Source organism: Streptosporangium sp. NPDC003464 (assembly GCF_053588315.1).
Genome location: NZ_JBSFPS010000179.1, coordinates 1 through 20,891 on the forward strand (window position 1 = coordinate 1; position 20,891 = coordinate 20,891).

At 67.5% G+C, this 20,891-nt stretch carries 20 protein-coding genes and 1 pseudogene; 8 read left to right on the plus strand and 13 right to left on the minus strand.

All coding sequences use genetic code 11. The features are described 5' to 3' along the window. Positions 1 to 574 precede the first annotated feature (574 nt). Positions 575 to 862 carry a DUF6221 family protein gene (locus tag ACWDS7_RS31880; RefSeq protein ID WP_451932270.1) on the minus strand — a complete coding sequence of 96 codons (288 nt, stop codon included), beginning with the start codon at positions 860 to 862 and terminating at the stop codon, positions 575 to 577. A gap of 196 nt (positions 863 to 1,058) precedes the next feature. Then, positions 1,059 to 1,157, minus strand: a pseudogene (locus tag ACWDS7_RS31885) (peptide-methionine (S)-S-oxide reductase MsrA); the annotation flags it as partial. A gap of 40 nt (positions 1,158 to 1,197) precedes the next feature. Here ACWDS7_RS31885 and ACWDS7_RS31890 point away from each other — a divergent pair. The 5 genes from ACWDS7_RS31890 (at position 1,198) to ACWDS7_RS31910 (ending at position 6,921) form a co-directional block, all read left to right on the plus strand. After that, positions 1,198 to 2,718 carry a recombinase family protein gene (locus ACWDS7_RS31890; RefSeq protein ID WP_451932271.1) on the plus strand — a complete coding sequence of 507 codons (1,521 nt, stop codon included), beginning with the start codon at positions 1,198 to 1,200 and terminating at the stop codon, positions 2,716 to 2,718. A 689-nt stretch (positions 2,719 to 3,407) separates the two neighbouring features. Continuing rightward, positions 3,408 to 4,844 (plus strand): replication initiator, encoded by a 1,437-nt coding sequence (locus ACWDS7_RS31895; RefSeq protein WP_451932272.1) that lies wholly within the window; start codon positions 3,408 to 3,410, stop codon positions 4,842 to 4,844. A gap of 53 nt (positions 4,845 to 4,897) precedes the next feature. Further along, the gene (locus ACWDS7_RS31900) at positions 4,898 to 6,118 is read left to right on the plus strand and encodes a helix-turn-helix domain-containing protein (protein WP_451932273.1); all 1,221 of its coding nucleotides are present in this window, start codon (positions 4,898 to 4,900) and stop codon (positions 6,116 to 6,118) included. Between the two features lie 132 nt (positions 6,119 to 6,250). Continuing rightward, positions 6,251 to 6,637 (plus strand): hypothetical protein, encoded by a 387-nt coding sequence (locus tag ACWDS7_RS31905; protein ID WP_451932274.1) that lies wholly within the window; start codon positions 6,251 to 6,253, stop codon positions 6,635 to 6,637. Continuing rightward, a complete protein-coding gene (locus ACWDS7_RS31910) occupies positions 6,634 to 6,921 on the plus strand; it encodes a hypothetical protein (RefSeq protein WP_451932275.1) in 288 nt (95 codons plus the stop codon). Before ACWDS7_RS31905 ends, ACWDS7_RS31910 begins: the two co-directional genes overlap by 4 nt. Before the next feature lie 949 nt (positions 6,922 to 7,870). Here the strand turns inward: ACWDS7_RS31910 and msrA are convergent. Further along, the gene (msrA, locus tag ACWDS7_RS31915) at positions 7,871 to 8,533 is read right to left on the minus strand and encodes a peptide-methionine (S)-S-oxide reductase MsrA (protein ID WP_451932276.1); all 663 of its coding nucleotides are present in this window, start codon (positions 8,531 to 8,533) and stop codon (positions 7,871 to 7,873) included. Positions 8,534 to 8,666: 133 nt separating this feature from the next. Here msrA and rarD point away from each other — a divergent pair, with 133 nt between their 5' ends. Then, positions 8,667 to 9,575: an EamA family transporter RarD gene (gene rarD, locus ACWDS7_RS31920; protein WP_451932277.1), complete on the plus strand. Its 909-nt coding sequence runs from the start codon at positions 8,667 to 8,669 to the stop codon at positions 9,573 to 9,575. 116 nt (positions 9,576 to 9,691) lie between these two features. On the opposite strand, the gene ACWDS7_RS31925 is transcribed toward rarD, so the two are convergent. After that, positions 9,692 to 10,159, minus strand: coding sequence for a MarR family winged helix-turn-helix transcriptional regulator (locus ACWDS7_RS31925; protein ID WP_451932278.1), 468 nt, complete (start codon positions 10,157 to 10,159; stop codon positions 9,692 to 9,694). Positions 10,160 to 10,289: 130 nt separating this feature from the next. Between ACWDS7_RS31925 and ACWDS7_RS31930 the strand changes: the two genes are divergently transcribed. Beyond that, positions 10,290 to 10,661, plus strand: coding sequence for a DMT family transporter (locus ACWDS7_RS31930; RefSeq protein ID WP_306860402.1), 372 nt, complete (start codon positions 10,290 to 10,292; stop codon positions 10,659 to 10,661). Positions 10,662 to 10,962: 301 nt separating this feature from the next. After that, positions 10,963 to 11,283, plus strand: a complete 321-nt coding sequence (locus ACWDS7_RS31935) for a DMT family transporter (RefSeq protein ID WP_306860404.1) — start codon at positions 10,963 to 10,965, stop codon at positions 11,281 to 11,283. Positions 11,284 to 11,318: 35 nt separating this feature from the next. Here the strand turns inward: ACWDS7_RS31935 and ACWDS7_RS31940 are convergent, their stop codons facing one another. From ACWDS7_RS31940 to ACWDS7_RS31980, 9 genes are all read right to left on the minus strand, one after another. After that, positions 11,319 to 12,314, minus strand: coding sequence for a polyprenyl synthetase family protein (locus ACWDS7_RS31940; protein WP_306860406.1), 996 nt, complete (start codon positions 12,312 to 12,314; stop codon positions 11,319 to 11,321). A 14-nt stretch (positions 12,315 to 12,328) separates the two neighbouring features. Next, positions 12,329 to 13,879, minus strand: coding sequence for an NADH-quinone oxidoreductase subunit NuoN (gene nuoN / locus ACWDS7_RS31945; protein WP_306860408.1), 1,551 nt, complete (start codon positions 13,877 to 13,879; stop codon positions 12,329 to 12,331). Further along, positions 13,876 to 15,405 (minus strand): NADH-quinone oxidoreductase subunit M, encoded by a 1,530-nt coding sequence (locus ACWDS7_RS31950; RefSeq protein WP_451932279.1) that lies wholly within the window; start codon positions 15,403 to 15,405, stop codon positions 13,876 to 13,878. The genes nuoN and ACWDS7_RS31950 overlap by 4 nt, the downstream gene beginning before the upstream one ends. Beyond that, a complete protein-coding gene (gene nuoL / locus ACWDS7_RS31955; RefSeq protein ID WP_451932282.1) occupies positions 15,405 to 17,246 on the minus strand; it encodes an NADH-quinone oxidoreductase subunit L in 1,842 nt (613 codons plus the stop codon). Before nuoL ends, ACWDS7_RS31950 begins: the two co-directional genes overlap by 1 nt. 70 nt (positions 17,247 to 17,316) lie before the next feature. Next, positions 17,317 to 17,613, minus strand: coding sequence for an NADH-quinone oxidoreductase subunit NuoK (gene nuoK, locus ACWDS7_RS31960; RefSeq protein ID WP_306860411.1), 297 nt, complete (start codon positions 17,611 to 17,613; stop codon positions 17,317 to 17,319). Continuing rightward, entirely contained in the window at positions 17,610 to 18,419 is an 810-nt protein-coding gene (locus tag ACWDS7_RS31965; protein ID WP_451932280.1) for an NADH-quinone oxidoreductase subunit J, read from the minus strand. The genes nuoK and ACWDS7_RS31965 overlap by 4 nt, the downstream gene beginning before the upstream one ends. Continuing rightward, complete coding sequence (gene nuoI, locus ACWDS7_RS31970; protein WP_306860416.1) at positions 18,412 to 18,927, minus strand: NADH-quinone oxidoreductase subunit NuoI; 516 nt, start codon at positions 18,925 to 18,927, stop codon at positions 18,412 to 18,414. Before nuoI ends, ACWDS7_RS31965 begins: the two co-directional genes overlap by 8 nt. Continuing rightward, a complete protein-coding gene (gene nuoH / locus ACWDS7_RS31975) occupies positions 18,914 to 20,266 on the minus strand; it encodes an NADH-quinone oxidoreductase subunit NuoH (RefSeq protein ID WP_306860418.1) in 1,353 nt (450 codons plus the stop codon). The genes nuoI and nuoH overlap by 14 nt, the downstream gene beginning before the upstream one ends. A gap of 7 nt (positions 20,267 to 20,273) precedes the next feature. Further along, positions 20,274 to 20,891, minus strand: a 618-nt coding sequence (locus ACWDS7_RS31980; RefSeq protein WP_451932281.1) for a molybdopterin dinucleotide binding domain-containing protein, incomplete at its 5' end; no start/stop codon positions are given.

Below are 20,891 nucleotides of genomic sequence, written 5' to 3' on the forward strand. Positions count from 1 at the left end.
CATCGATGCTATGAGCTGGGGTACTGCCACAGCTTACTTTCACGCAAACACGTTGAGTAATGGGCGCGACCTCCGGCTCCCGCCACAGCGACGCAAGCCGTGCCGGAACAACCTTCAGAGGAGGCGCGGCAGGACCCGAATAGGCGCTACTTCTCGGTCGGAACCATGTCTGTCTGGCAGGCGCCCCACTGAGGACGGGTCACCTGGCTTGACGTCGGTGCCGCCAGTGCCGCAGCAACAATTGAGGTAGAGGGGATGGTGCTGGTGTGGTCCCGCCAGGCCACCTTTCATCCACGGCAGACACATCACGACCTGCGATGCCTCGACTTGAGGTAGTCGTTCACCCACTTCTTGCTGCTACGCCACCTGCCGTCGTCGTCCTTGACCGCACGGAGTCGTCCCCGTGCGGCAGCCACCCGAAGGGCGTTTATCGACAGCCTTTACCCAGTCCCGCATCTGGAGGTCGACTTCCGGCCATGGCGGCGGCTTCATGCCACCGGGAACTTGGCGATCTCGTGCTGCCGGAAGTTTTGAGGTGATCTCAGCGACTTTCAAATGAGCCTGTCATGACGAGTTACTCGTCTGGACGCCACCACTCCAGCTGATAGTCCGGGTGGTCGAAGTAGCGCGTGGCGAGCGCCCACAGGGTCAGCAAGTCATCGGGGGGCTGATCTCCGCTGGAGATGCGGTTGATCACCTGTCGCCTCGTCTCGACGTCGCCAAGCACTGTCACTGTTCGTGACGAATATCTTGGGTTGCATCGCTGATGATCAGGTCGGCGATCCTGAGCAGGCGGGCGACGTAGGTACGGCCCTCGTGTCGGCGAAGACGCGGAAGCAGCGCCCGCAGATCGCGGGCGCACCCCCTCACAGTCCGGAGTTGATCAGGGCCCAACATCCCTCGCCGGCTCCCCACATAGCTGGTCAGCGGACCTGCCATGCAGGAGTCGAGGTATGCGACCGGCTCTCCGTGGACCTCGGCCCCGCGCAGATCATCGGGGAAGGTCAACCCCGAATGCTCCGCCCACAGGACCGAGACCTCGTCGAAGACCGCCTTGCTCACTCCCCGGCGGGCGCGATGCCGACCGGGCAGGAGACGCCCGTCCCGCCGATGCCGCAGTAGCCGCCGGGGTTCTTGTAAAGGTACTGCTGGTGGTAGACCTATCGCTCAGGCAATAATTCCTGACGGAGGTCCCCCATGACACAGGTCGGTCCGGCTGTCCCCGTCGTCTCCTACGCTCGCATCTCCGCAGACATCAGGAGGGACGAACACGGAGTTCAGGACCAGCACAAGCTCAACCGCGAGACAGCGGTACGGCACGGCTGGACCGTCGTCCACGAGTTCACCGACAACGACAAGTCCGCAGCCAAGGCCGACGTGGTCCGCGACAACTTCGAGGCGATGCTCAAGGCCCTGCGCATGGGAGAGCTTCCCGACGGTACGGCGGTGCAGGGCGTCGTCATCGTCGCAGAGGACCGGCTCGCCCGCCGTCCCGGTGACTACGAACGGTTCGTCGAAGCGATCACCTATCGGGACGGCCGCGTGTTCGCCGACGCTCGCGGGGCGAAAGACCTCTACAGCGAGGACGCCGAGAGCATGGGACTCTTCGGCGCGGTCATCTCGAAGATGGAAGTCCGGAAGATGCAGCGCCGGATGCGCCGCTCCCACCGGACGCGGGCGGAGCTGGGGGTACCCGCCGGCGGGACGCGTCCTTTCGGCTGGTTGCCTGACCGTCTGAAGCTCGACCCTCGTGAAGCTCCGCTAGTACGGCAGGCCATCACCGACCTGATCAGCGGGCGCTCACTCCACTCGATCGCCACCCAATGGCAGAAGGACGGTGTCGAGACCTCTCTCGGCAACCTCTGGACGCCGTCCTCCCTCAAGATCACGGTTACCAACCCCAGGGTCTGCGGCTGGCGCCAGATCAACGGAGAGTTGGTCAGAGACACGGACGGAAACCCCGTCGTCGGGCAGTGGGAGCCGATCGTCTCTCCTGAACAGTGGATGGCGGTCAAGAACCTGTTCGACGCCCGCAAGGGCCACTACGTCCACCGGGACGGACGGATCGGTCACATCCTCCCGCGCGACTTCCGAGAGCCCAACTACCTGCTCACCGGCTTCCTCCGATGCGGTCGAATCAAGCCCGACGGTTCGCGTTGCAACGCTTCCCTGCGGGTCACCCACAACAAGGACTGCGTCCAGCACATCTACATCTGCCCCGCCAAGACGGTGGGCGGTTGCGGCAGCCTTGGCAGGCGAGGTGACATGGTCGACCTCTACATCTCAGAGGCGGTCCTCGCCAAGCTCGAAGAGGTTCAGATGGCCGCTTCCGCCGAGCCTGCCGAGTGGACGGGACAGCCGGAATACGAGGACGCGAAATCCCGGCTCGAAGAACTGCGCAACCAGTGGACGGCCGGAAACATCAGCAACGAACTGTTCTTCTCCATGGCCCCTGACCTAGAAAAGCGCATTAGTCGACTGCGTGCGGAGGCGCAGAACTTCACAGCCTCCATCGAACGTCGTCTAGCCCGATCCACCACGGATGTGACCGAGATCCGGCGACGCTGGTACCTCTCTGAGGAGGAGGGCGGCTTGCCGCTATCCATCAAGCGGTCGTACATCCGTGAGGCGCTGCACGCGGTGATCATCCACCCCAGCGGGGGCGGACGGAGGCCCTTCAACCCCGACCTGCTCGAACCGATCTGGCGTGAGGACTGAGCCTTAAGACGTCCTAGACGTCTTCGGCGAGGAGGCGAGCCGTTGCCCTTACCAGAGGGTGACGGCCCTCTTGCTTTTCCCGCCGAGCGAAAGTGACAGGTGGACGTCTACGGACTCTGACGGACTTCTCTGGACGCTGGCGGACGTCCTCACACAAACCCAATTCGGGAACTTCTGGCGGTGTGAAAACGTTCTTCAAGTGGTACGACTGATCTACGTAAGAAGTCACCGACCCTCTCACGGCGCGACACAGCGAATATTTCGGCGAATTACCTCAGGCGCATGTTTAGTCCGGGCACAAACGCATTTATGACCACCGATGATCGTCGGAGGGCCCCGGCCCGACGGTGGGTGTCCACACAGAGCGCGCCATTCACTCTCTCGCCGCACTCCAATTGATCTATCTCGCTGCTGTGCACCACACGCCAACAGCTACTCTCAGGCTGCCCTGGTGAAGGTGCGCGACGTCTTGACCATCCGGCGGGCGGTGGCTCCATCCACGATGGAGGAGGCCACCTGAACCCTAAAACCCCCTTGTCTGCTCGGGAGTGGGGCAGACAACAAGCCGAACGGTCCCCCCGCTGGTCTGACGAGAAGTGGCGACGTGTCGCCGTTGTGTTCAACGTCAGCGTTGCTGGAGCGCATGACACTGATTCCCTGCCCGACGAGGCGAGCGGGGGGAATGCCGCGTGAACGGAGTTCCTTCCTTCGCCCCTGACATCCTGGCTGCGATGCAGCGCGCGGCCATGCCGGACTTCGCCCGGTGGCAACGCATGGTGTACGCCACGGGCGGCTGTGCTCAGCCCGTCCGGCTCCACGGTGAACGCCTGACCGTGGACGCCGGAACGGGTGAGGTCCTGGACGTCTACCGGACCGCCGACGAACCAACCGGATACCTGCTGACCGCGTGCGGCAACCGGCGCGCGTCCCGTTGCCCGGCCTGCTCGGCGATGTACAAGGACGACACCTATCACCTGATCATCTCCGGCCTTCGGGGCGGCAAAGGCGTTCCTGAAGGGGTCAGCGCTCATCCTCGCGTGTTCGCCACCTTCACCGCCCCGTCCTTCGGCGCGGTCCACGCCCACCGAGAGGGGAAGGACGGCAAGACCCTGCCCTGCCGTCCCCGGCGCGACTTCCCGGTGTGCGAGCACGGGCGGCCGGAAGGCTGCGGCGCACGCCATGACCGCGAAGACCCTCAGGTCGGGCAACCTCTCTGCCTGGACTGCTACGACTACCGGGGCGCGGTGCTGTGGAACGCCCACGCGGGCCAGCTCTGGCGGGAGTTCACCAAGGCCATTCCGTCCGTCTTCGCCCGCCTGCTCGGCGTCAGCCGTACTGAGCTACGCCGGACGTTGCGGTTGTCGTACGCCAAGGTCGCCGAGTACCAAGCGCGCGGCCTGGTCCACTTCCATGCTGTGATCCGCCTCGACGGACCGGAGGGGCCTGCGGACCGACCGCCGGACTGGGCAACGGTCCCCTTGCTGGACCGCGCGATTCGGCTGGCTGCCGGCCAGGTCGCCGTTCCCGTCCCAAGCCGTTCTCCTGGCCCTGTTCCCATTCTGGGCTGGGGTGATCAGCTCGACGTCCGACCGGTCTACATCTCCTCGGACCTGGGCGGGGTCAGTGATCAGCGCGTGGCGTCCTACGTGGCCAAGTACGCCACCAAGGGCGCGGAGTCAGCCGGGACGGTAGACCGTCCGATCCGCAACATCTGGGACATCACCAGTCTGGACGTGACCGAACACGCCCGGCGTATGATCCTGACCTGCTTCAGCCTGGGTGAGCTACCCCAGTACAGGGACATTCCCCTGCGGCACTGGGCTCACATGCTCGGCTACCGGGGGCACTTCTCCACCAAATCACGCCGCTACTCCACGACCCTCGGCGACCTGCGGCAGGCACGGGCCGACCACCGCGCCGAACAAGCCCGGCTGATCCTCGGTCTCCCGGAGCGGGACGGCAGGGAAACGATCACCTTGCAGGACTGGCGCTATGCCGGGAGCGGGCACCGACACGGCGAAGCCTTCTGGGCCGATAACGCCCGACAACGCATCGCCACCGCACGCAAGATCGCGCGCGGACGGGAAGTCAACGGAACAGCCACTGAGGAATGTCCACCTCTTTGAACTGGGCAGGCAGTTATGGTGGAGAAGCCGCGCGACTGCGAGGAGGAGTCGGTATGACCGGGCACGACTGGAATCCTGACCTAGCGCACACCGATCGCAGCGAGCACACCGGGCAGCGGATAGCCAGAGTGCGGAAGCTCCGCAACCTCAGCCAAGAGGGCCTGGCCACACTGGCGAACGTCTCTCGAAGTCTCATCGCCAAGGTTGAATCCGGCTCGAAACCGGCAACCCCTTCCCTCGTCGCCGCTGTCGCACGGGCCTGCTCCGTGGACCCGGCAGAGATCAACGGCCAGCCGTATCGAGGCACCGACAAGCGCAGCGATGCCGTTCACGCAACGATCCCCGCGATCCGGATGGCTTTGGCCTATGTAGACGTCGCACCCGAGTTGGATATGCCTCCTCGGACGCTCGATGAACTGGCTCTGGAACTCGTCAGGCTTCAGAAATTCCAGAAGGCCGCATCACATATCCGACTTGGCGCTCTCCTCCCTGCGGTCCTGGAAGAGCTCACCGTGCAGGTCATGGAATCAGATGCTCCTCGTGCCTGGCGTCTGCTCAATCGCGCCCAAAGCCTCGCCGGTTCCCTGGCGCGTCGCCTCGGCTACAACGACCTGGCGCAGGTCGTGGTGGAACGGACATCTGTCTCTGCTCAACGCGCGGAAGATCCTCACCTACCTCACTTGGTCAGCCTGGGTCGGGCGCGGCTGCTGATGACGCTTGGCTCATGGGACGTCGCGCTCAGGATGATCAAACAGACTGCGGGCAAAGTTGATCAGGACAACCCGGTGTCCACGGAGGTCTTCGGCTCGCTCCATCTCAGCGCGGCCATTGCCGCCGCACGGGCAGGGAAGGTCTCGGACGCCTGGGAGCATCACGGGACCGCGACTGAGGCGGCGGCGCGGGTCAATCCGAGAGATCGGCGTGACCCGTACGGCCTCCAGATGAATCCAGGTAATGCCGCTATTCACGGATGCGCGGTGGCCGTCGAACTAGGTGACTCCGATCAGGCGATACGGCTAGACCAAGGAGTTGATCTAGCTCGGGAAAAGGTCACCGACGAGCGCCGGGCACATCACGAGCTGGACATGGCGCGGGCTCATCTATGGACCAATGATCACGACAAGGCGCTCAAGCGCATGATCAATGCCGAGCGGACCGCGCCGCAGATGACGCGCTTCCATCCCTCGGCCAGGGAGACGGTCCGCCAGCTTGTGCGAGTCCACCGCAGGATTCCAGAGCCCCTGCGGGTTCTGGAAGGCCGCATGTCCCTCTAGGGCAGCTTGTCAAGGGGTCCGGTGTACACAGCTTGTGCACACCGGGCCCCTTGACCATTTCTAAGGTCGCGGTGGCAGCGAGAACTACGGTCCTCGCCGCCCGAATCTGATGGTTCCGACCTTGGAGGCCAGGTGACACAGCACACGGCAACGGCTGAATCTCCAAAGGCAATCGATGAAGCCACAGCGGAGAGCCAGGACAAGGCGCTGGCCGTCGTACAGCGGCTTCTCAAGGAGCGGGGGATCCGTGCCCGGTGCCATCACACGATCAGTCTCGGGCTTTTCGCCAACCGCGCCGATGAGGTCACCTGGCCCAACCGGCCCCTCCGGTCATGGCTGGAGCGGCACCCTCCTGAGCTGGCCGTCATCGGTCCTCAAGGCGGCCACGACGTCACAGTGACCATGGGGCCACGCTCCGGCTCCTACCTGGTATCCCGGCGCACCAACCCTGAGCCGCAGGTCGTCAGGAGCGAGCACCCGGAAAAGGTGGTCGACCTGATCGCGGAAAGCATGTCGTGACGGTGCTGGATGAGTGCCTGAGCCCGCACGTGGCCATGCTCCAGCGTGATCACGTACGGCTGGAGTGGCGCACGCCATACCCGGTGCTGGAGCGGGCGCGCGCGGTGGCCTGGACGTGCTTCTGCCGGGCGACGGTCTACGAGCTGTACGAGGGCGGCGGGCGGGCGTTCATCCGTCGGACCGTCCAGCTCGACGGCAAGCCTGAAGTGCATGAGACCTCTGTCCGGCCGATCAATGAGACTCGGGCGATCTGGACGGGACTGCTGTCCGGTAGAGCCCGGTAGAGACTGGCGTGGCGGCGTGAGATCTGGAGGGACGGCGTCGCCACGCCTGCCAGGAGTCATTCGGGGACTCCTGGCTCCGTGTTCCTCCCCCGTCCCCGGATGGCTGCCGGTCTCGTGGCCTGGTTGAGGCTCTGCTCCGTCCTGGCGTGCCCCCACGCGCGTGAGATGCATCGTTGCCCCCACAGCGTGCATCGGCGGAGAGGGGGTCGACCAAGCGACACGAGCACGTCAGGCAGTCCAGGGCGGGGGAGGAACATCAGCATCCCCAGAGGAACCATCGACGGGAGCGGAGCGGCCGGCACCAATGCGAAGCACCCCGTAGGGGCCGCGTAGCGGTTGGGGCCGGTGGTCGGAGCGGCGGAAAACAAGCAACAACCCCGTCCCCATGCCGGACAGCTCATCCGACGAGAGTGAGTGGATCATTCCTCATGACTTCCTGCGCCCGTCCTGGGGAACCTACTGGCAGACCACGACAGACATGCGGTGAATGAACTGTGCCGTACCCCGCTGCCCGGTGGGCTGGTGCTGAGGGACGAAGCGCCGGACCGTCGATCGCCCCCGACCCTGTCCGGAGATCAGCCACCGTCAGGCGATCGTGAGGGCGTTGCCAATCGTCTGGATGATCACAATCCCGGCTGCTTCCGATGCGGACTTGCGGCAGTGCGTGGGTGGTCGGCGCGGTGTTTGGCTACGGTGGGCGGCCTGGTGCGGCGGGCGGCGGGGTCTGACCGTCCGCGTGGCGCGGGCGCGGGCCGGGACCGGCCGCCAAGGCCGCATGCCCGGTCCCGATGTCCGCGCGGCGCGGGCGGGCACGCCCCGCCGTGCGGTGGCGCGGAGCGCTGCCGCCTTGACCCTGTAGAGAAGATTGTCGCCGGAAACAACTCTGGCCCAAGATCGACATCGGATGGACCGGGCGGTCCTGAGCCAGGATTGGGCTATCTCCGCAGGTCTACGCCTCGCCGGAGGTCAGACCGACCGGGCAGGCGACCCCGGTCCCTCCTATCCCGCAGTAGCCGTTTTTGTTGCGGTAAAGGTACTGCTGGTGATATTCCTCGGCGAAGAAGTAATCCCCGGCCGGGGCGATCTCGGTGGTGATCTGGCCGTAGCCGGACTCGGTGAGCACCTTCTGGTAGGCGTCACGTGAGGCCAGGGCGGACTTCTCCTGCTCGGGCGAGTGGAAGTAGACGGCCGAGCGATACTGGGTGCCGACGTCGTTGCCCTGGCGCATGCCCTGGGTGGGGTTGTGGGCCTCCCAGAAGACGCGCAGCAGCTCCTCGTAGGAGACCCGGGACGGGTCGAAGACCACGCGGACGACCTCCGTGTGGCCGGTCTGGCCGCTGCAGACCTCTTCGTAGGACGGGTTCCGGGTGTAGCCGCCCGCGTAGCCGACCGAGGTGGAGACCACGCCGGGGGTCTGCCAGAACTTGCGCTCGGCGCCCCAGAAACAGCCGAGGCCGAAGTCGGCGATCTCGCTCCCCTCTGGGTACGGCGGAGCCAGCGGGGCGTCGAGGACCGCGTGACGCGCAGGCACCGCCATGCGGGTGTCCCGCCCCGGGAGCGCGTTCTCCGGGGACACCATGGAAGTCTTGTCCTTGCCGAACAGCCAGCCCATTGCGAACCTCCTCCTGACACCTTTGACAGAGGCAACCATCCGGGGGTGCGCGGTGTTCCCGTAAGAGCAACTTAACAGTAACGCAAGAACCACTAATTTGTGTTAAATCTCGTAAGCAGTCAAAATGGGCTACATGCCTGAATCGCGCCAAGGAGTCCTGTACGGCATCGCCGCCTACACCATGTGGGGCCTGTTCCCGCTGTACTGGCCGCTCCTGAAACCCTCAGGCGCCCTGGAGATCCTGGCCCACCGCGTCGCCTGGTCCCTCGTCGCCGTCGTCGCCATCCTGGCGGTGCGGCGCCACTGGTCCTGGATCCGCGAGCTGCTGCGCACCCCCCGGAAGGTCGGCCTCCTCGCCCTGACCGCGGCGATCGTCACGGTCAACTGGGGTGTCTACATCTACGCCGTCAACACCGGGCATGTGGTCGAGAGCGCGCTCGGCTACTTCATCAACCCTCTGGTCAGTGTGCTCTTCGGCGTCTTCCTCCTCAAGGAGCGCCTACGGCCGTGGCAGTGGGGCGCGGTCGGGCTGGGCACCCTGGCCGTCGTCGTCCTCACCCTCGACTACGGCCGGCTGCCGTGGATCGCACTGGTGCTGGCGTTCAGCTTCGGCACCTACGGGCTGGTCAAGAAGATCGCGCAGGTCGGCGCGGCGGAGAGCATGACCATCGAGACGCTGGTGCTGCTGGCACCCGCGCTCGGCTATGTGATCTACCTGCAGGGGCAGGGCACGGGCACCTTCGGGAGCCTGAGCCTCGGCCACACCCTCCTCCTGGCCGGCAGCGGTGTGATCACGGCCGTCCCGCTGCTCTGCTTCTCGGCGGCCGCGATCCGGGTGCCGCTCACCACCATCGGCCTGCTCCAGTACATCGCCCCGGTGCTGCAGTTCCTCGTCGGCGTGTTCGTCATCCACGAGGTCATGCCGCCCAGCCGCTGGATCGGGTTCGCCATCGTCTGGCTGGCGCTGTCGGTCTTCACCTGGGACAGCCTCCGCGCCGCCCACGCGGCCCGCCGTACGGCACTGGAGACCGTGACCGTGTAGGGGCCGGGAGGGGAACTCCGGATCCGCGTGCCGCCGCGACGGGCGGCCCGCAGAAGCTCGGGCGGGCGGACGCCGGCGGACGGCCAGGGCGGGCCCACCCCGGCGGCTGGGAAGGCTCAGGCGGCGCGCAGCGCGGTCACCACGGCGGCGAGGTCCGGGTCGGCCCGCGCGGCCTCCTCCAGCGCCTCCCGCAGGGTCTCCTCGTAGGTGGCCGCCGCCTCGGCGTGTCGGGTGCGGCCGGCGTCGGTAAGCACGGTGTAGACCCCGCGCCTGTCGTTGGGGCACAGGTCCCGGTAGGTGAACTCGGCCTCGTGCAGGCGCGCCACGAGGCGGGTCACCGAGCTCTGGTTGAGGCCGATCCTGTCGGCCAGCTCCTGCATGCGCAGCTCGTGGTCGGGAGCCGCAGCCAGATGGCCGAGCGCGCGGTATTCCGACAGGCCGATGCCGTGCCGGCGCTGGAGCACGGCGGCCAGCCGGTTCTCCACACGCACGTGCAAGGCCAGGACGCGGTTCCACATCGAGGCGTCTCCGGACGGCGCCGGCGGCGCGGGGAGCTGGACCCCGGAGGGGGCTGAAACGGTCACACACACCTCCTTTCACATCCGACTCTCCATGAGCCGGACTTGACACAATATACATGTGCATACATGCTTTGTCGTGTCACCAAAAATATGCATATACATGCAAATATATCCTACGTGAGGAGTCCCGCCAATGGCCTGGATCTACCTGCTCATCGCCGCTGTCTTCGAGGTCGTCTTCGCCCTGGCCACCAATGCCACCGAGGGCTTCACCCAGCTGGGTCCCTCACTGCTCACGGTGGCCGCCGCCGGCGGCGGCATCTTCTTCCTGAGTCTGGCCCTGAAGACCCTGGACGTCGGCGTCGGCTACACCGTCTGGACCGGCATCGGCTCGGTCGGCACGGTCATCCTCGGCACCGTGATCTTCGGCGAGGAGCTCAACACATGGAAGGTGCTGGCGTTCCTCCTGATCATCGGCGGCGTGCTGGGCCTCAAACTCGCCGACCGCGTCTCCCAGCGCGGGGCCGAGCCCCAGCAGGCGGCCTCCGAGCACGTCGCCGCCTGACCCCGCACGATCTCCCCGGCTCCGCGCCGCACCCGTCAGCACGCCCCGTCCCGCACCCGTCAGCACGCCCCGTCCCGCACCCGTCAGCACGCCCCGTCCCGCACCCGCCGGCACGCCCCGCTCCGCACCCGGTGCGACCCGTCCCGCACCGCGCCCGTCCCGCACACGACACCCGGCTCGACCCGTCCCGCGCCACGCCCGTCCCGCACACCACACCCGGCGCGCCTCATCTCACACTGCGCCCGTCCGGCACACCACACCCGGCGCGACCCATCCCGCGCCCCACCCAAGGAGCACCACCATGGCCTGGATCTATCTCTCCGTCGCGATCGTCTTCGAGATCGGCTTCGCGCTCGGCACCAACGCCACCCAGGGCTTCACCCGGCTGTGGCCGTCCGTCTTCACCCTGCTCTCGGCCGCCGGCGGCGTCTTCACCCTCAGCCTGGCCCTGAAGACCCTGGACGTCGGCGTCGGCTACACCATCTGGACCGGCGTCGGCTCCATCGGCACGGTCGTGCTCGGGGCCCTCATCTACAAGGAGCGGATCACCCCGGCCAAGCTCGTCTCCTTCGCCTCGATCATCGGCGGCGTCGTCCTGCTCAAGATCGCCGCGGGGATCTGACGGCCGGGCGGGCCCCCGTCGGAGCCCGCGCGCGGTCAGCCGGAGCGCTCGACGACGTAGTCGCAGAGGGCGAGGTAGGCGGCGCGGGCGGGGATGTCCGGCAGGCCGTTCAGATCTTCGCGGGCCCGGTCGACCCAGGCGGCGAGCTCGGCACGGGCACGGGCCATGGCCGGGTTCGCACGCAGCAGGCGGAGCGCCTCCTCGACGTCCTCCTCGGCCACCGGCCCGGCCAGCAGCTCGCGCAGGCGGGCGTCCTCGGGGGCGTCGGAGGACAGCACGTACAGGACCGGCAGCGTCCGGATGCCCTCCCGGAGGTCGGTGCCGGGCGTCTTGCCGGACTCGACCGAGTCGGAGGCGACGTCGAGCAGGTCGTCGCCGAGCTGCCAGCCCACCCCGATGGCCTCGCAGGCCCGGGTCAGCCGGTCGACGATCTCGGGCGAGGCGCCGCTCAGCAGGGCGCCGAACCGGCCCGAGGTGGCGATCAGGGAGCCGGTCTTGTCGGCCAGGACGTCGATGTAGTGGGCCACCGGGTCCTCGCCGGGACGGGGGCCGATGGTCTCGCGGATCTGGCCGCGGACCAGGCGGGAGAACGTCTGGGCCTGGATGCGGATGACCTCGGCGCCGAGGTCGGCGAGGATGTCCGAGGCCTGGGCGAACAGGTAGTCGCCGGTCAGGATGGCCACGGTGTTGTCCCAGCGGGCGTTGGCCGAGGGAGAGCCCCGGCGCACCGGGGCCTCGTCCATGACGTCGTCGTGGTAGAGCGACCCCAGATGGGTCAGCTCGATGACCACGGCCCCGGGCACCACCTCGGGGGCCTCCGGCGAGCCGAACTGGGCGGCGAGCAGGACCAGCATGGCCCGGAACCGCTTGCCGCCCGCCTCGATGAGGTGCTTGGACGCCTCCGTGACGAAGGCGTCCTCGCTCTCGACCGAGGTCCGCAGCAGCTTCTCGACCTCGGCCAGCCCGCTAGCGAGGTCCTGCGCCAGCCGCTCGTCGATGAATGGCAGATCAACAACCGGTGGCGCAGCCATGAAGCCTTACTCCTCTAACGAATGAACAGTGCGGACGCAGCCTGGTCCGCCAGATCGAGCACCGGCTGCGGGAAGACCCCCAGCACTACCGTAGCCGCTGCCGCCAGAGCGACCACAGCCGAGGTGCCCACGGTGGGCGCGGCGATGGTCGGCCCGTCGGCGGCCGGCTCGCTGAAGAACATCAGCACGATCACGCGGACGTAGAAGAACGCGGCGATCGCCGAGCTCACCACACCCACGACGACCAGCGGCAGCGCGTTGCCGGCGACCGCCGCCGCGAAGACGGCGTACTTGCCGAAGAATCCGCTGGTCAGCGGGATGCCCGCGAAGGCCAGCAGGAAGAACGCGAAGATGCCCGCCAGGACCGGGGACCGCTTGCCGAGGCCGGCCCACCGGGACAGGTGCCCGGCCTCGCCGCCCGCGTCGCGGACCATGGTGACCACCGCGAAGGCGCCGACCGTGGTGAAGCCGTAGGCGGCCAGGTAGAACAGGATGGCCGACAGGGCCTGCGCGTTCTGCTCGAAGGTGCCGATCGCGATCACACCGGTGAGCAGGAAGCCCGCGTGCGCCACCGACGAGTAGGCCAGCATGCGCTTGATGTCGGTCTGGGTGATGGCCAGGATCGCACCGACGATCATGGTCAGGATCGCGACGCCCCACATGACCGGCTGCCAGTTCCACTCCAGGCCGCCCAGGGCGACCCAGAAGACCCGGAGCACGGCGCCGAAGGCCGCCACCAGCACGGTGGAGGCCATCAGGGCGGTGACCGCGGTGGGCGCGCCCTGGTAGACGTCGGGCTTCCACGCCTGGAACGGCGCGGCACCGATCTTGAACAGCAGGCCGACGCCGAGCATCGCGGTGCCGATGAGCAGCAGCGTGTCCTGGCCGGCGACCGTGCCGAGCGAGTCGGCGATGGCCTTCAGGTCGATCGAGCCGGCGTAGCCGTACACCAGGGCCATGCCGTACAGGAAGAAGGCCGAGGAGAACGCGCCGAGCAGGAAGTATTTGACCGAGGCCTCCTGCGAGAGCAGGCGGCGACGGCGGGCCAGGCCGCACAGCAGGTAGAGCGGCAGGGACATGACCTCAAGGGCCACGAACATCACCAGCAGGTCGTTGGACGCGGGGAACAGCAGCATGCCGCCGACCGCGAACAGCAGCAGCGGGTAGACCTCGGTCTGGGCGAACCCGCTGCGGACCGCCTCCTCCTCGTCGGGGCTGCCCGGTACGGCGGCCGCCTGCGCGACGAACTGCTCGTCGTCGTTGATCAGCAGCGCGCTGACGAAGGCCAGGATGAGGATGATGCCCCAGATGAACAGGGAGGGCCCGTCCACCGCGACCGCACCCATGGCCGCGGCCTTGTCCGGCAGGCCGTTGGCGGCCGTCAGGATGGTCGTGACGAACGCGCCGAGCAGCGCCAGCAGCGTGAGCGGCACGTGGATCGACTTGCGCAGGTATCGGGGCGCGAACGCCTCGACCAGCACCCCGATGATCGCCGCGCCGAACACGATCAGCATCGGGGACAGCAGCGCGTATTCGATCGTCGGAGCTTGGATGGTGCCGTTCACTGCCCGGCCCCCTTCTTGTCAGCGACGGCTGGGGTGAACTGGTCCACATGGACGTTGGACAGCGTCTGGTCCACCGCGGGGTTGATCACGTCGAGGACCGGCTTGGGGAAGAAGCCGAGGGCGATGATCACCGCGATCAGCGGGGCCACCACCCACCTCTCCCGCGCGTTCAGGTCGGTGAAGCCCTTGACCGACTCGGCCGTGGGCCCGGTCATCGTGCGCTGGTACATCCACAGGATGTAGATGGCCGCCAGGACCACACCGCTCGTGGCGATGATCGCCGGGACCATGTAACGCTCGTAGGTGCCGAGCAGGACCATGAACTCGCTCACGAACGAGGACAGGCCCGGCAGGGAGAGGCCGGACAGGCCGGCGATCAGGAAGGTGCCGGCCAGCAGCGGGGCGACCTTCTGCACGCCGCCGTAGTCGGCGATCTGGCTGGACCCCCGGCGGTAGATCAGGAATCCGGCGATCAGGAAGAGCGCGCCGGTCGAGAAACCGTGGTTGACCATGTAGAGGGTGGCGCCCGCGCCGCCGTGCGCGGTCATCGCGAAGACGCCCAGCGCGATGAAGCCGAAGTGCGAGATCGAGGTGTAGGCGATCAGGCGCTTCATGTCGGTCTGGCCGATCGCCACGATCGCGCCGTAGACGATGCCCACCACCGACAGCACGATCACCAGCGGCGTGAAGAACTTCGCCGCGTCCGGGAACAGCTCCAGGCAGAAGCGGAGCATGCCGTAGGTGCCGACCTTGTCCAGCACGCCGACCAGCAGCACCGCGGCGCCGGCCGGGGCCTGGGCGGCCGCGTCGGGCAGCCAGGTGTGGAACGGCCACAGCGGCGCCTTGACGGCGAAGGCGACGAAGAAGCCGAGGAACAGCCACTTCTGCGTGTTCGGGTCCTTGATGACCCCGACCAGCTCGGGGAACATGAACGTGCCCTTGGCGGCGATCACGTAGAGCGCGATCACCGCGACCAGCATGAGCAGCCCGCCGAACAGCGAGTAGAGCAGGAACTTCACGGCCGCGTAGGACCGCTGGGCGCCGCCGTACGACCCGATCATGAAGTACATCGGGATCAGCATGGCTTCGAAGAAGACGTAGAAGAGGAAGATGTCGGTCGCCGCGAAGACGCCGATCATCATCGCTTCCAGCACCAGCAGCAGCGCGAAGTAGGTCTTCACCGACCGCTTGGGCGGGGCGGCGGCGCCGGTGCCGTCGGCGTCGTGCCAGGAGGCGAGGATCACGATCGGCACGAGCACCACCGACAGCGCGATCAGCACCAGGGCGATGCCGTCCACGCCGACGCCGTAGTGCACCCCGAAGCGGGGGATCCACTCGTAGACCTCGGCGAACTGGAAGCGCGTCTCCGAGGACGGGTTGAACTGGGCCGCCACGACACCGGTCAGCGCCAGCACGACCAGCGAGACCGCGAGGGCCACCTGCTTGGCGAGCTTGTCGCTCTTGGTGAGGGAGACCCCGACCGCGCCCAGTACGGGCACGGCCATCAGGATCGAGAGCCAGGGCATCACATGTTCCCTACGTAGAGCAGCGCGCCAACGACCACGGCGGCACCGAAGAGAATGGACAACGCGTAGGACCGCACGTAGCCGGTCTGGATGCGGCGCAGCCGGCCGGAGGTCCCGCCGATCATCGCGGCCAGCCCGTTGACCAGGCCGTCGATGCCGCGGTTGTCGACGAACACCGCGATCCGGGCCAGCCACTGGCCGGGGCGCATGAACAGTGTCTCGTTCAGGGCGTCGCCGTACAGGTCACGACGGGCGAAGGTGGTGAGGAAGGAGCCGCGCGGGGCGACCTGGGGCACCTCGGCCGCGCCGTAGCGGAACCAGGCGAAGGCGGCGCCGGCGGCCACCAGGGCCAGCGTGGCCAGCCCGGGGACGCTGAAGAAGTGGAACACCGGCAGCTCCTCGGGGCGGCCGACGGCCGGGGTGAGGAACTTCATGAACCGGTTGTCCAGGATCAGGAAGGCGCCCAGGAAGATCGAGCCGATGGACAGGATGACCAGCGGCACGGTCATGACCGAGGGCGACTCGTGCGGGTGGGCGTCGTCGGCCCAGCGCTTCTTGCCGAAGAAGGTCATGAAGATCATCCGCGACATGTAGAAGCCGGTGATCCCGGCGCCCACGACCGCGAGCCAGCCGAGGATCTCGTTGTGCTCCATGGCCGTCTCGATGATGCCGTCCTTGGTGAAGTAACCGGACAGCAGCGGGAAGCCGATGATCGCCAGGTAGCCGACGATGAAGGTGATCGCGGTGACCTTCATCACCGAGAACAGCCCGCCGTAGCGGCGCATGTCGACCTCGTCGTTCATGGCGTGCATGACCGAGCCGGCGCCGAGGAACATGTTGGCCTTGAAGAAGCCGTGCGTGATCAGGTGCGCGATGGCGAAGGCGTAGCCCGCCGGGCCGAGGCCCGCGCCGAGCATCATGTAGCCGATCTGCGACATCGTCGAGCCCGCCAGGCCCTTCTTGATGTCGTCCTTGGCGCAACCGATGATCGCACCGGCGAGCAGCGTGGCCACGCCGACGATCGTCACGACGAGCTGCGCGGTCGGGGCGGCCTCGAAGAACGCGCCGGACCGGACGACCAGGTAGACGCCGGCGGTGACCATGGTCGCGGCGTGGATGAGGGCCGAGACCGGGGTCGGGCCCTCCATCGCGTCCAGCAGCCACGACTGCAGCGGGAGCTGGGCCGACTTGCCGCAGGCGCCCAGGAGCAGCAGCAGGCCGATGGCGGTCATGGTGCCGTCGGAGGCCTCGCCCGCGAGCGGGAAGACCTTGCCGAAGGTGACCGAGCCGAACGTCGTCCAGACCGTGAAGATGGCGATCAGCAGGCCGAAGTCACCGACACGGTTGACGATGAAGGCCTTCTTGGCGGCGGCCGCCGCCGTGGGCTTGAACTGCCAGAAGCCGATCAGCAGGTAGGAGGCGAGACCCACGCCCTCCCAGCCGACGAACAGGGCGACGTAGTTGTCGGCCAGCACCAGCAGGAGCATCGCCGCGACGAACAGGTTCAGGTAGGCGAAGAACCGGCGCCGGTCGGTGTCGTGCGACATGTAGCCGATCGAGTAGATGTGGATCAACGAGCCCACACCGGTGATCAGCAGGGCGAAGCTGATCGACAGCGGGTCGATCAGCAGCCCCATGTCGGCGATGCCGGGGATGAACTGGTAGAGCTCGATCCCCCGGCGCCGCTCCGACTCGGGCAGGCCGAGCAGTTCGACGAAGGAGACGACGGCCACCACGAAGGCGGCCAGCGACATGGCGACACCGAGGAGGTGGCCCCAGCCGTTGGTACGGCGCCCGCCCAGCAACAGGATCGCGGCCCCGAGCAGCGGCAGCGCGATCATCAGCCAGGAGACCCCGATCACTCCACCGGAGTGCTGGATGATCTCAACAGGAGATTCCACCGGCCACCTCTTAGTACTTCAGCAGGTTGGCGTCGTCCACCGACGCGGACCTGCGGGTTCGGAAGATCATCACGATGATGGCAAGGCCGATCACGACCTCGGCCGCGGCCACCACCATCACGAAGAACGCGATGAGCTGGCCGTCCAGGTTGCCGTGCTGCCTGGCGAAGGTGACGAAGGCGAGGTTGCAGGCGTTGAGCATGAGCTCCACGCACATGAACACCACGATCGCGTTACGCCGCGTCAGCACGCCGATGCCACCGATCGCGAACAGCAGCGCGGAGAGCACCAGGTAGTGAGTGGTCACTTGGCTTCCTCCTGATGGGCCGCGTCCTCCGCGACGACGTCTTCCTCAGCGGCGACGTCCTTGTCGATGACCTGCTTGACGAGCGCCGCCTTCGCCGGGTCGGTCGGCCTGACGCCGTCCTCCTCGTGCCGGGCGAGCACCCGGTTGATCGACTTGGGCGACACCGAGCCGTCGGGCAGCAGGGCCGGCATGTCGATGGCGTTGTGCAGCGCGTAGGTGCCCGGGCCGGGCAGCGGCGACGGCTGCGGGCCGGTGAACCGGGCCCGGGACAGGTCGCGCTGGGTCGCCTTGGGCCGGACCCGCTCACGGTGGGCCAGGACCATCGCGCCGAGCGCGGCGGTGATCAGCAGCGCCGAGGTGACCTCGAAGGCGAAGACGTGCCTGGTGAAGATGAGCTGGGCCAGCGCCGGGACGTTGCCGCCCGCCTGCTGGGTGGCGCCGCCGACACCCACCGCGGGGGCGAAGACCGTGTTGCCGACCCCCAGGGCGAGCAGGGCGGCGAAGCCCAGGCCCGCGACGGCCGCCCAGAAGCGCTGTCCCTTGATCGTCTCCACCAGCGAGTCGGCGGAGTCGACGCCGACGAGCATCAGCACGAACAGGAAGAGCATCATGACGGCGCCGGTGTAGACGATGATCTGCACCGCGGCGAGGAAGGGGGCGTCCTGGACGGCGTAGAGCACCGCCAGGGAGAGCATGACGACGCCCAGCATCAGAGCCGAGTAGACCGCCTTGCGGCTGAAGACAAGTCCGAGTGCGGCCGACACCGAGACGACGGCCAGCACCCAGAACGTGATGGTCTCACCCATTGTTACGTCCCAGCCGGTAGTAGTCCTCTTCGGTCTCACCCAGGCGCATGGGGTGAGGGGGGAGCTCCATGCCGGGACCGAGCGGCGCGAGGAGCATCTCCTTGGTGTAGATGAGGCTCTCGCGGCTGGAGTCGGCGAGCTCGTACTCGTTCGTCATGGTCAGCGCGCGGGTCGGGCAGGCCTCGATGCACAGGCCGCACAGGATGCACCGCAGATAGTTGATCTGGTAGGTGCGCCCGTAGCGCTCACCCGGCGAGAAACGCTCCTCGTCGGTGTTGTCCGCGCCCTCGACGAAGATCGCGTCGGCCGGACAGGCCCAGGCGCAGAGCTCACAGCCGACGCACTTCTCCAGGCCGTCGGGCCAGCGGTTGAGCTGGTGCCGGCCGTGGAAGCGCGGAGCCGTGGGCCGCTTCTCCTCGGGGTAGTTGACCGTCTCGACCTTCTTGAACATGGTGTGGAAGGTCACGCCGAACCCCTTGATGGGGTTCAGCCAATCAGTTGCTCCCACTGGGAACCTCCTTGCGCTCCACCCCGTGGTAGTGCGGCAGGTCGAGCGGCGGCACAGGGAAACCACCCGCGGTCGGTTCGGCTTCGAGACGCTCGAACTCGGCCTGGACCTGAGCGGCCTTGTCCTCCTTGCGCTTCTGCAGCACGCTGTCGAAACGCCACCAGACGCCGATGCAGCCGATGAGCACGAGCGCGGCCAGGATCAGCACCAGCGACCGGTTGACGGTGTCCATCTGCAGGGCCCGGACGGTGGCGACCAGCAGGATCCAGCCGAGGTTGATCGGGATGAGGATCTTCCAGCCGAGGGCCATGAGCTGGTCGTAGCGGACTCGCGGGAGCGAGGCGCGGCACCAGATGAAGAAGGAGAAGACCAGCACCATCTTGAGGAAGAACCACAGCAGCGGCCACCAGCCGGTGTTCGCCCCGTCCCACATGGAGATCGGGAACGGAGCCCGCCAGCCGCCCATGAACAGGGTGATCGACACGGCCGAGACCACGAAGACGTTGACGTACTCGGCCAGCATGATGACCGCGAACTTCAGCGAGTTGGAGTATTCGGTCTGGAAGCCGCCGACCAGCTCGCCCTCGCCCTCGGGCAGGTCGAAGGGGACCCGGTTGGTCTCGCCCAGCATCGTGACGATGTAGATCAGGAAGGACGGGATCAGCAGGATCATGTACCACGAGGGCATCGGGATGCTGAGGCCGCCGAGCGTGAACGTGCCGCCGGACGCCTGCGCGCTGACGATCTCCGAGGTGGAGAGCGTCCCGGCGAACAGGAACACGCCCACGAACGACAGGCCCATCGCGATCTCGTAGGAGACCACCTGGGCGCTGGCCCGCAGGCCGCCCAGGATGGTGTACGGCGAGCGCGACCCCCAGCCGGCGAGCACGACGCCGTACACGCCGATCGAGGCCATCGCCAGCACCAGCAGCACCGCGACCGGCAGGTCGGTGAGCTGCAGCGGCGTCTGGACGCCGAACATCGAGACCATCGGCCCCATGGGGATGACCGAGAAGGCCAGGAAGGCGGGGACCGCGAGGACGACCGGGGCGATGAAGTAGATCACCTTGTCCACGGTCCGCGGCATCAGGTCTTCCTTGAGACCCATCTTCAGGCCGTCCGCCACCGACTGGAGCAGGCCGAACTTGCCGGCCCGGTTGGGGCCGTACCGGTTCTGCATCCGGGAGATCAGCTTGCGCTCGAACCACACGCCGAAGAGCACGCCCAGCATCAGGACGGCGAAGATGACGACGGCCTTGATGATGCTGATCCAGATCGGGTCTTTACCGAAGTCGGCAAGGGTCGGATCGGCCGCCGCTAGAAGAGTCCGGGCATTCATTGGTCGCTCACCGCTCCTCGTCCGCGCCGGGGGCGGCCTGTCCGTCGCCGGCCGTCGGGCCGGAGGCGCGCTCCGCGGGCGCGGTGCTCATTGCGTCGGGGCCGTTCCCGTAGGCACTCCCGATCTTGACGATGTCACCGGCCGTGGCGCACAGGTCGCGGGTCACCGAGCGGCCGGCGGAGTTCGACGGCAGCCACACCACCCTGTCGGGCAGGTCGGCGATCCGCACCGGCAGGCTCAGCGAGCCCTGCCCGGTGGTGACGATGATCTTGTCGCCGTCGGCGACGCCGGACTCCGCGGCGGTGGCCGCCGACACCAGTGCCTCACCTGCGCGGGCGGTGCCCGCGAGGTACGGCTCGCCGTCCTGCAGGCGGCCGTCGTCGAGCAGCAGGTGCCAGGTGGCCAGGACCGCCTCGCCGGCCCGCGGGGCGGCGGTCGCCCGCGCGCCCACCTCCGGGGCGGCGGCCCGGGAGCCGCGCCACGCGCCGATGGAGCCGAGCTCGCGGCGGGCGGCGGCGGGGTCCGGGAGACCGAGGTGCACGTCCATGTGGTCGGCGATCGCGGAGACGGCCCGCAGGTCGCTCATGATCCCGGGGACCGGGAGCGCCTCCTCGAAGGTGCGGCC

Coding starts and splice junctions, on each gene's coding strand:
- ACWDS7_RS31965 (WP_451932280.1), bottom strand. CDS start 18,419: ATGGGTGAGACCATCACGTTCTGGGTGCTGGCCGTCGTCTCGGTGTCG.
- nuoL (WP_451932282.1), bottom strand. CDS start 17,246: ATGATCGCGCTGCCGCTGCTCGGGGCCGCGATCCTGTTGCTGGGCGGG.
- ACWDS7_RS31890 (WP_451932271.1), top strand. CDS start 1,198: ATGACACAGGTCGGTCCGGCTGTCCCCGTCGTCTCCTACGCTCGCATC.
- rarD (WP_451932277.1), top strand. CDS start 8,667: ATGCCTGAATCGCGCCAAGGAGTCCTGTACGGCATCGCCGCCTACACC.
- ACWDS7_RS31930 (WP_306860402.1), top strand. CDS start 10,290: ATGGCCTGGATCTACCTGCTCATCGCCGCTGTCTTCGAGGTCGTCTTC.
- msrA (WP_451932276.1), bottom strand. CDS start 8,533: ATGGGCTGGCTGTTCGGCAAGGACAAGACTTCCATGGTGTCCCCGGAG.
- ACWDS7_RS31900 (WP_451932273.1), top strand. CDS start 4,898: ATGACCGGGCACGACTGGAATCCTGACCTAGCGCACACCGATCGCAGC.
- nuoH (WP_306860418.1), bottom strand. CDS start 20,266: ATGAATGCCCGGACTCTTCTAGCGGCGGCCGATCCGACCCTTGCCGAC.
- ACWDS7_RS31935 (WP_306860404.1), top strand. CDS start 10,963: ATGGCCTGGATCTATCTCTCCGTCGCGATCGTCTTCGAGATCGGCTTC.
- ACWDS7_RS31940 (WP_306860406.1), bottom strand. CDS start 12,314: ATGGCTGCGCCACCGGTTGTTGATCTGCCATTCATCGACGAGCGGCTG.
- ACWDS7_RS31950 (WP_451932279.1), bottom strand. CDS start 15,405: ATGCCCTGGCTCTCGATCCTGATGGCCGTGCCCGTACTGGGCGCGGTC.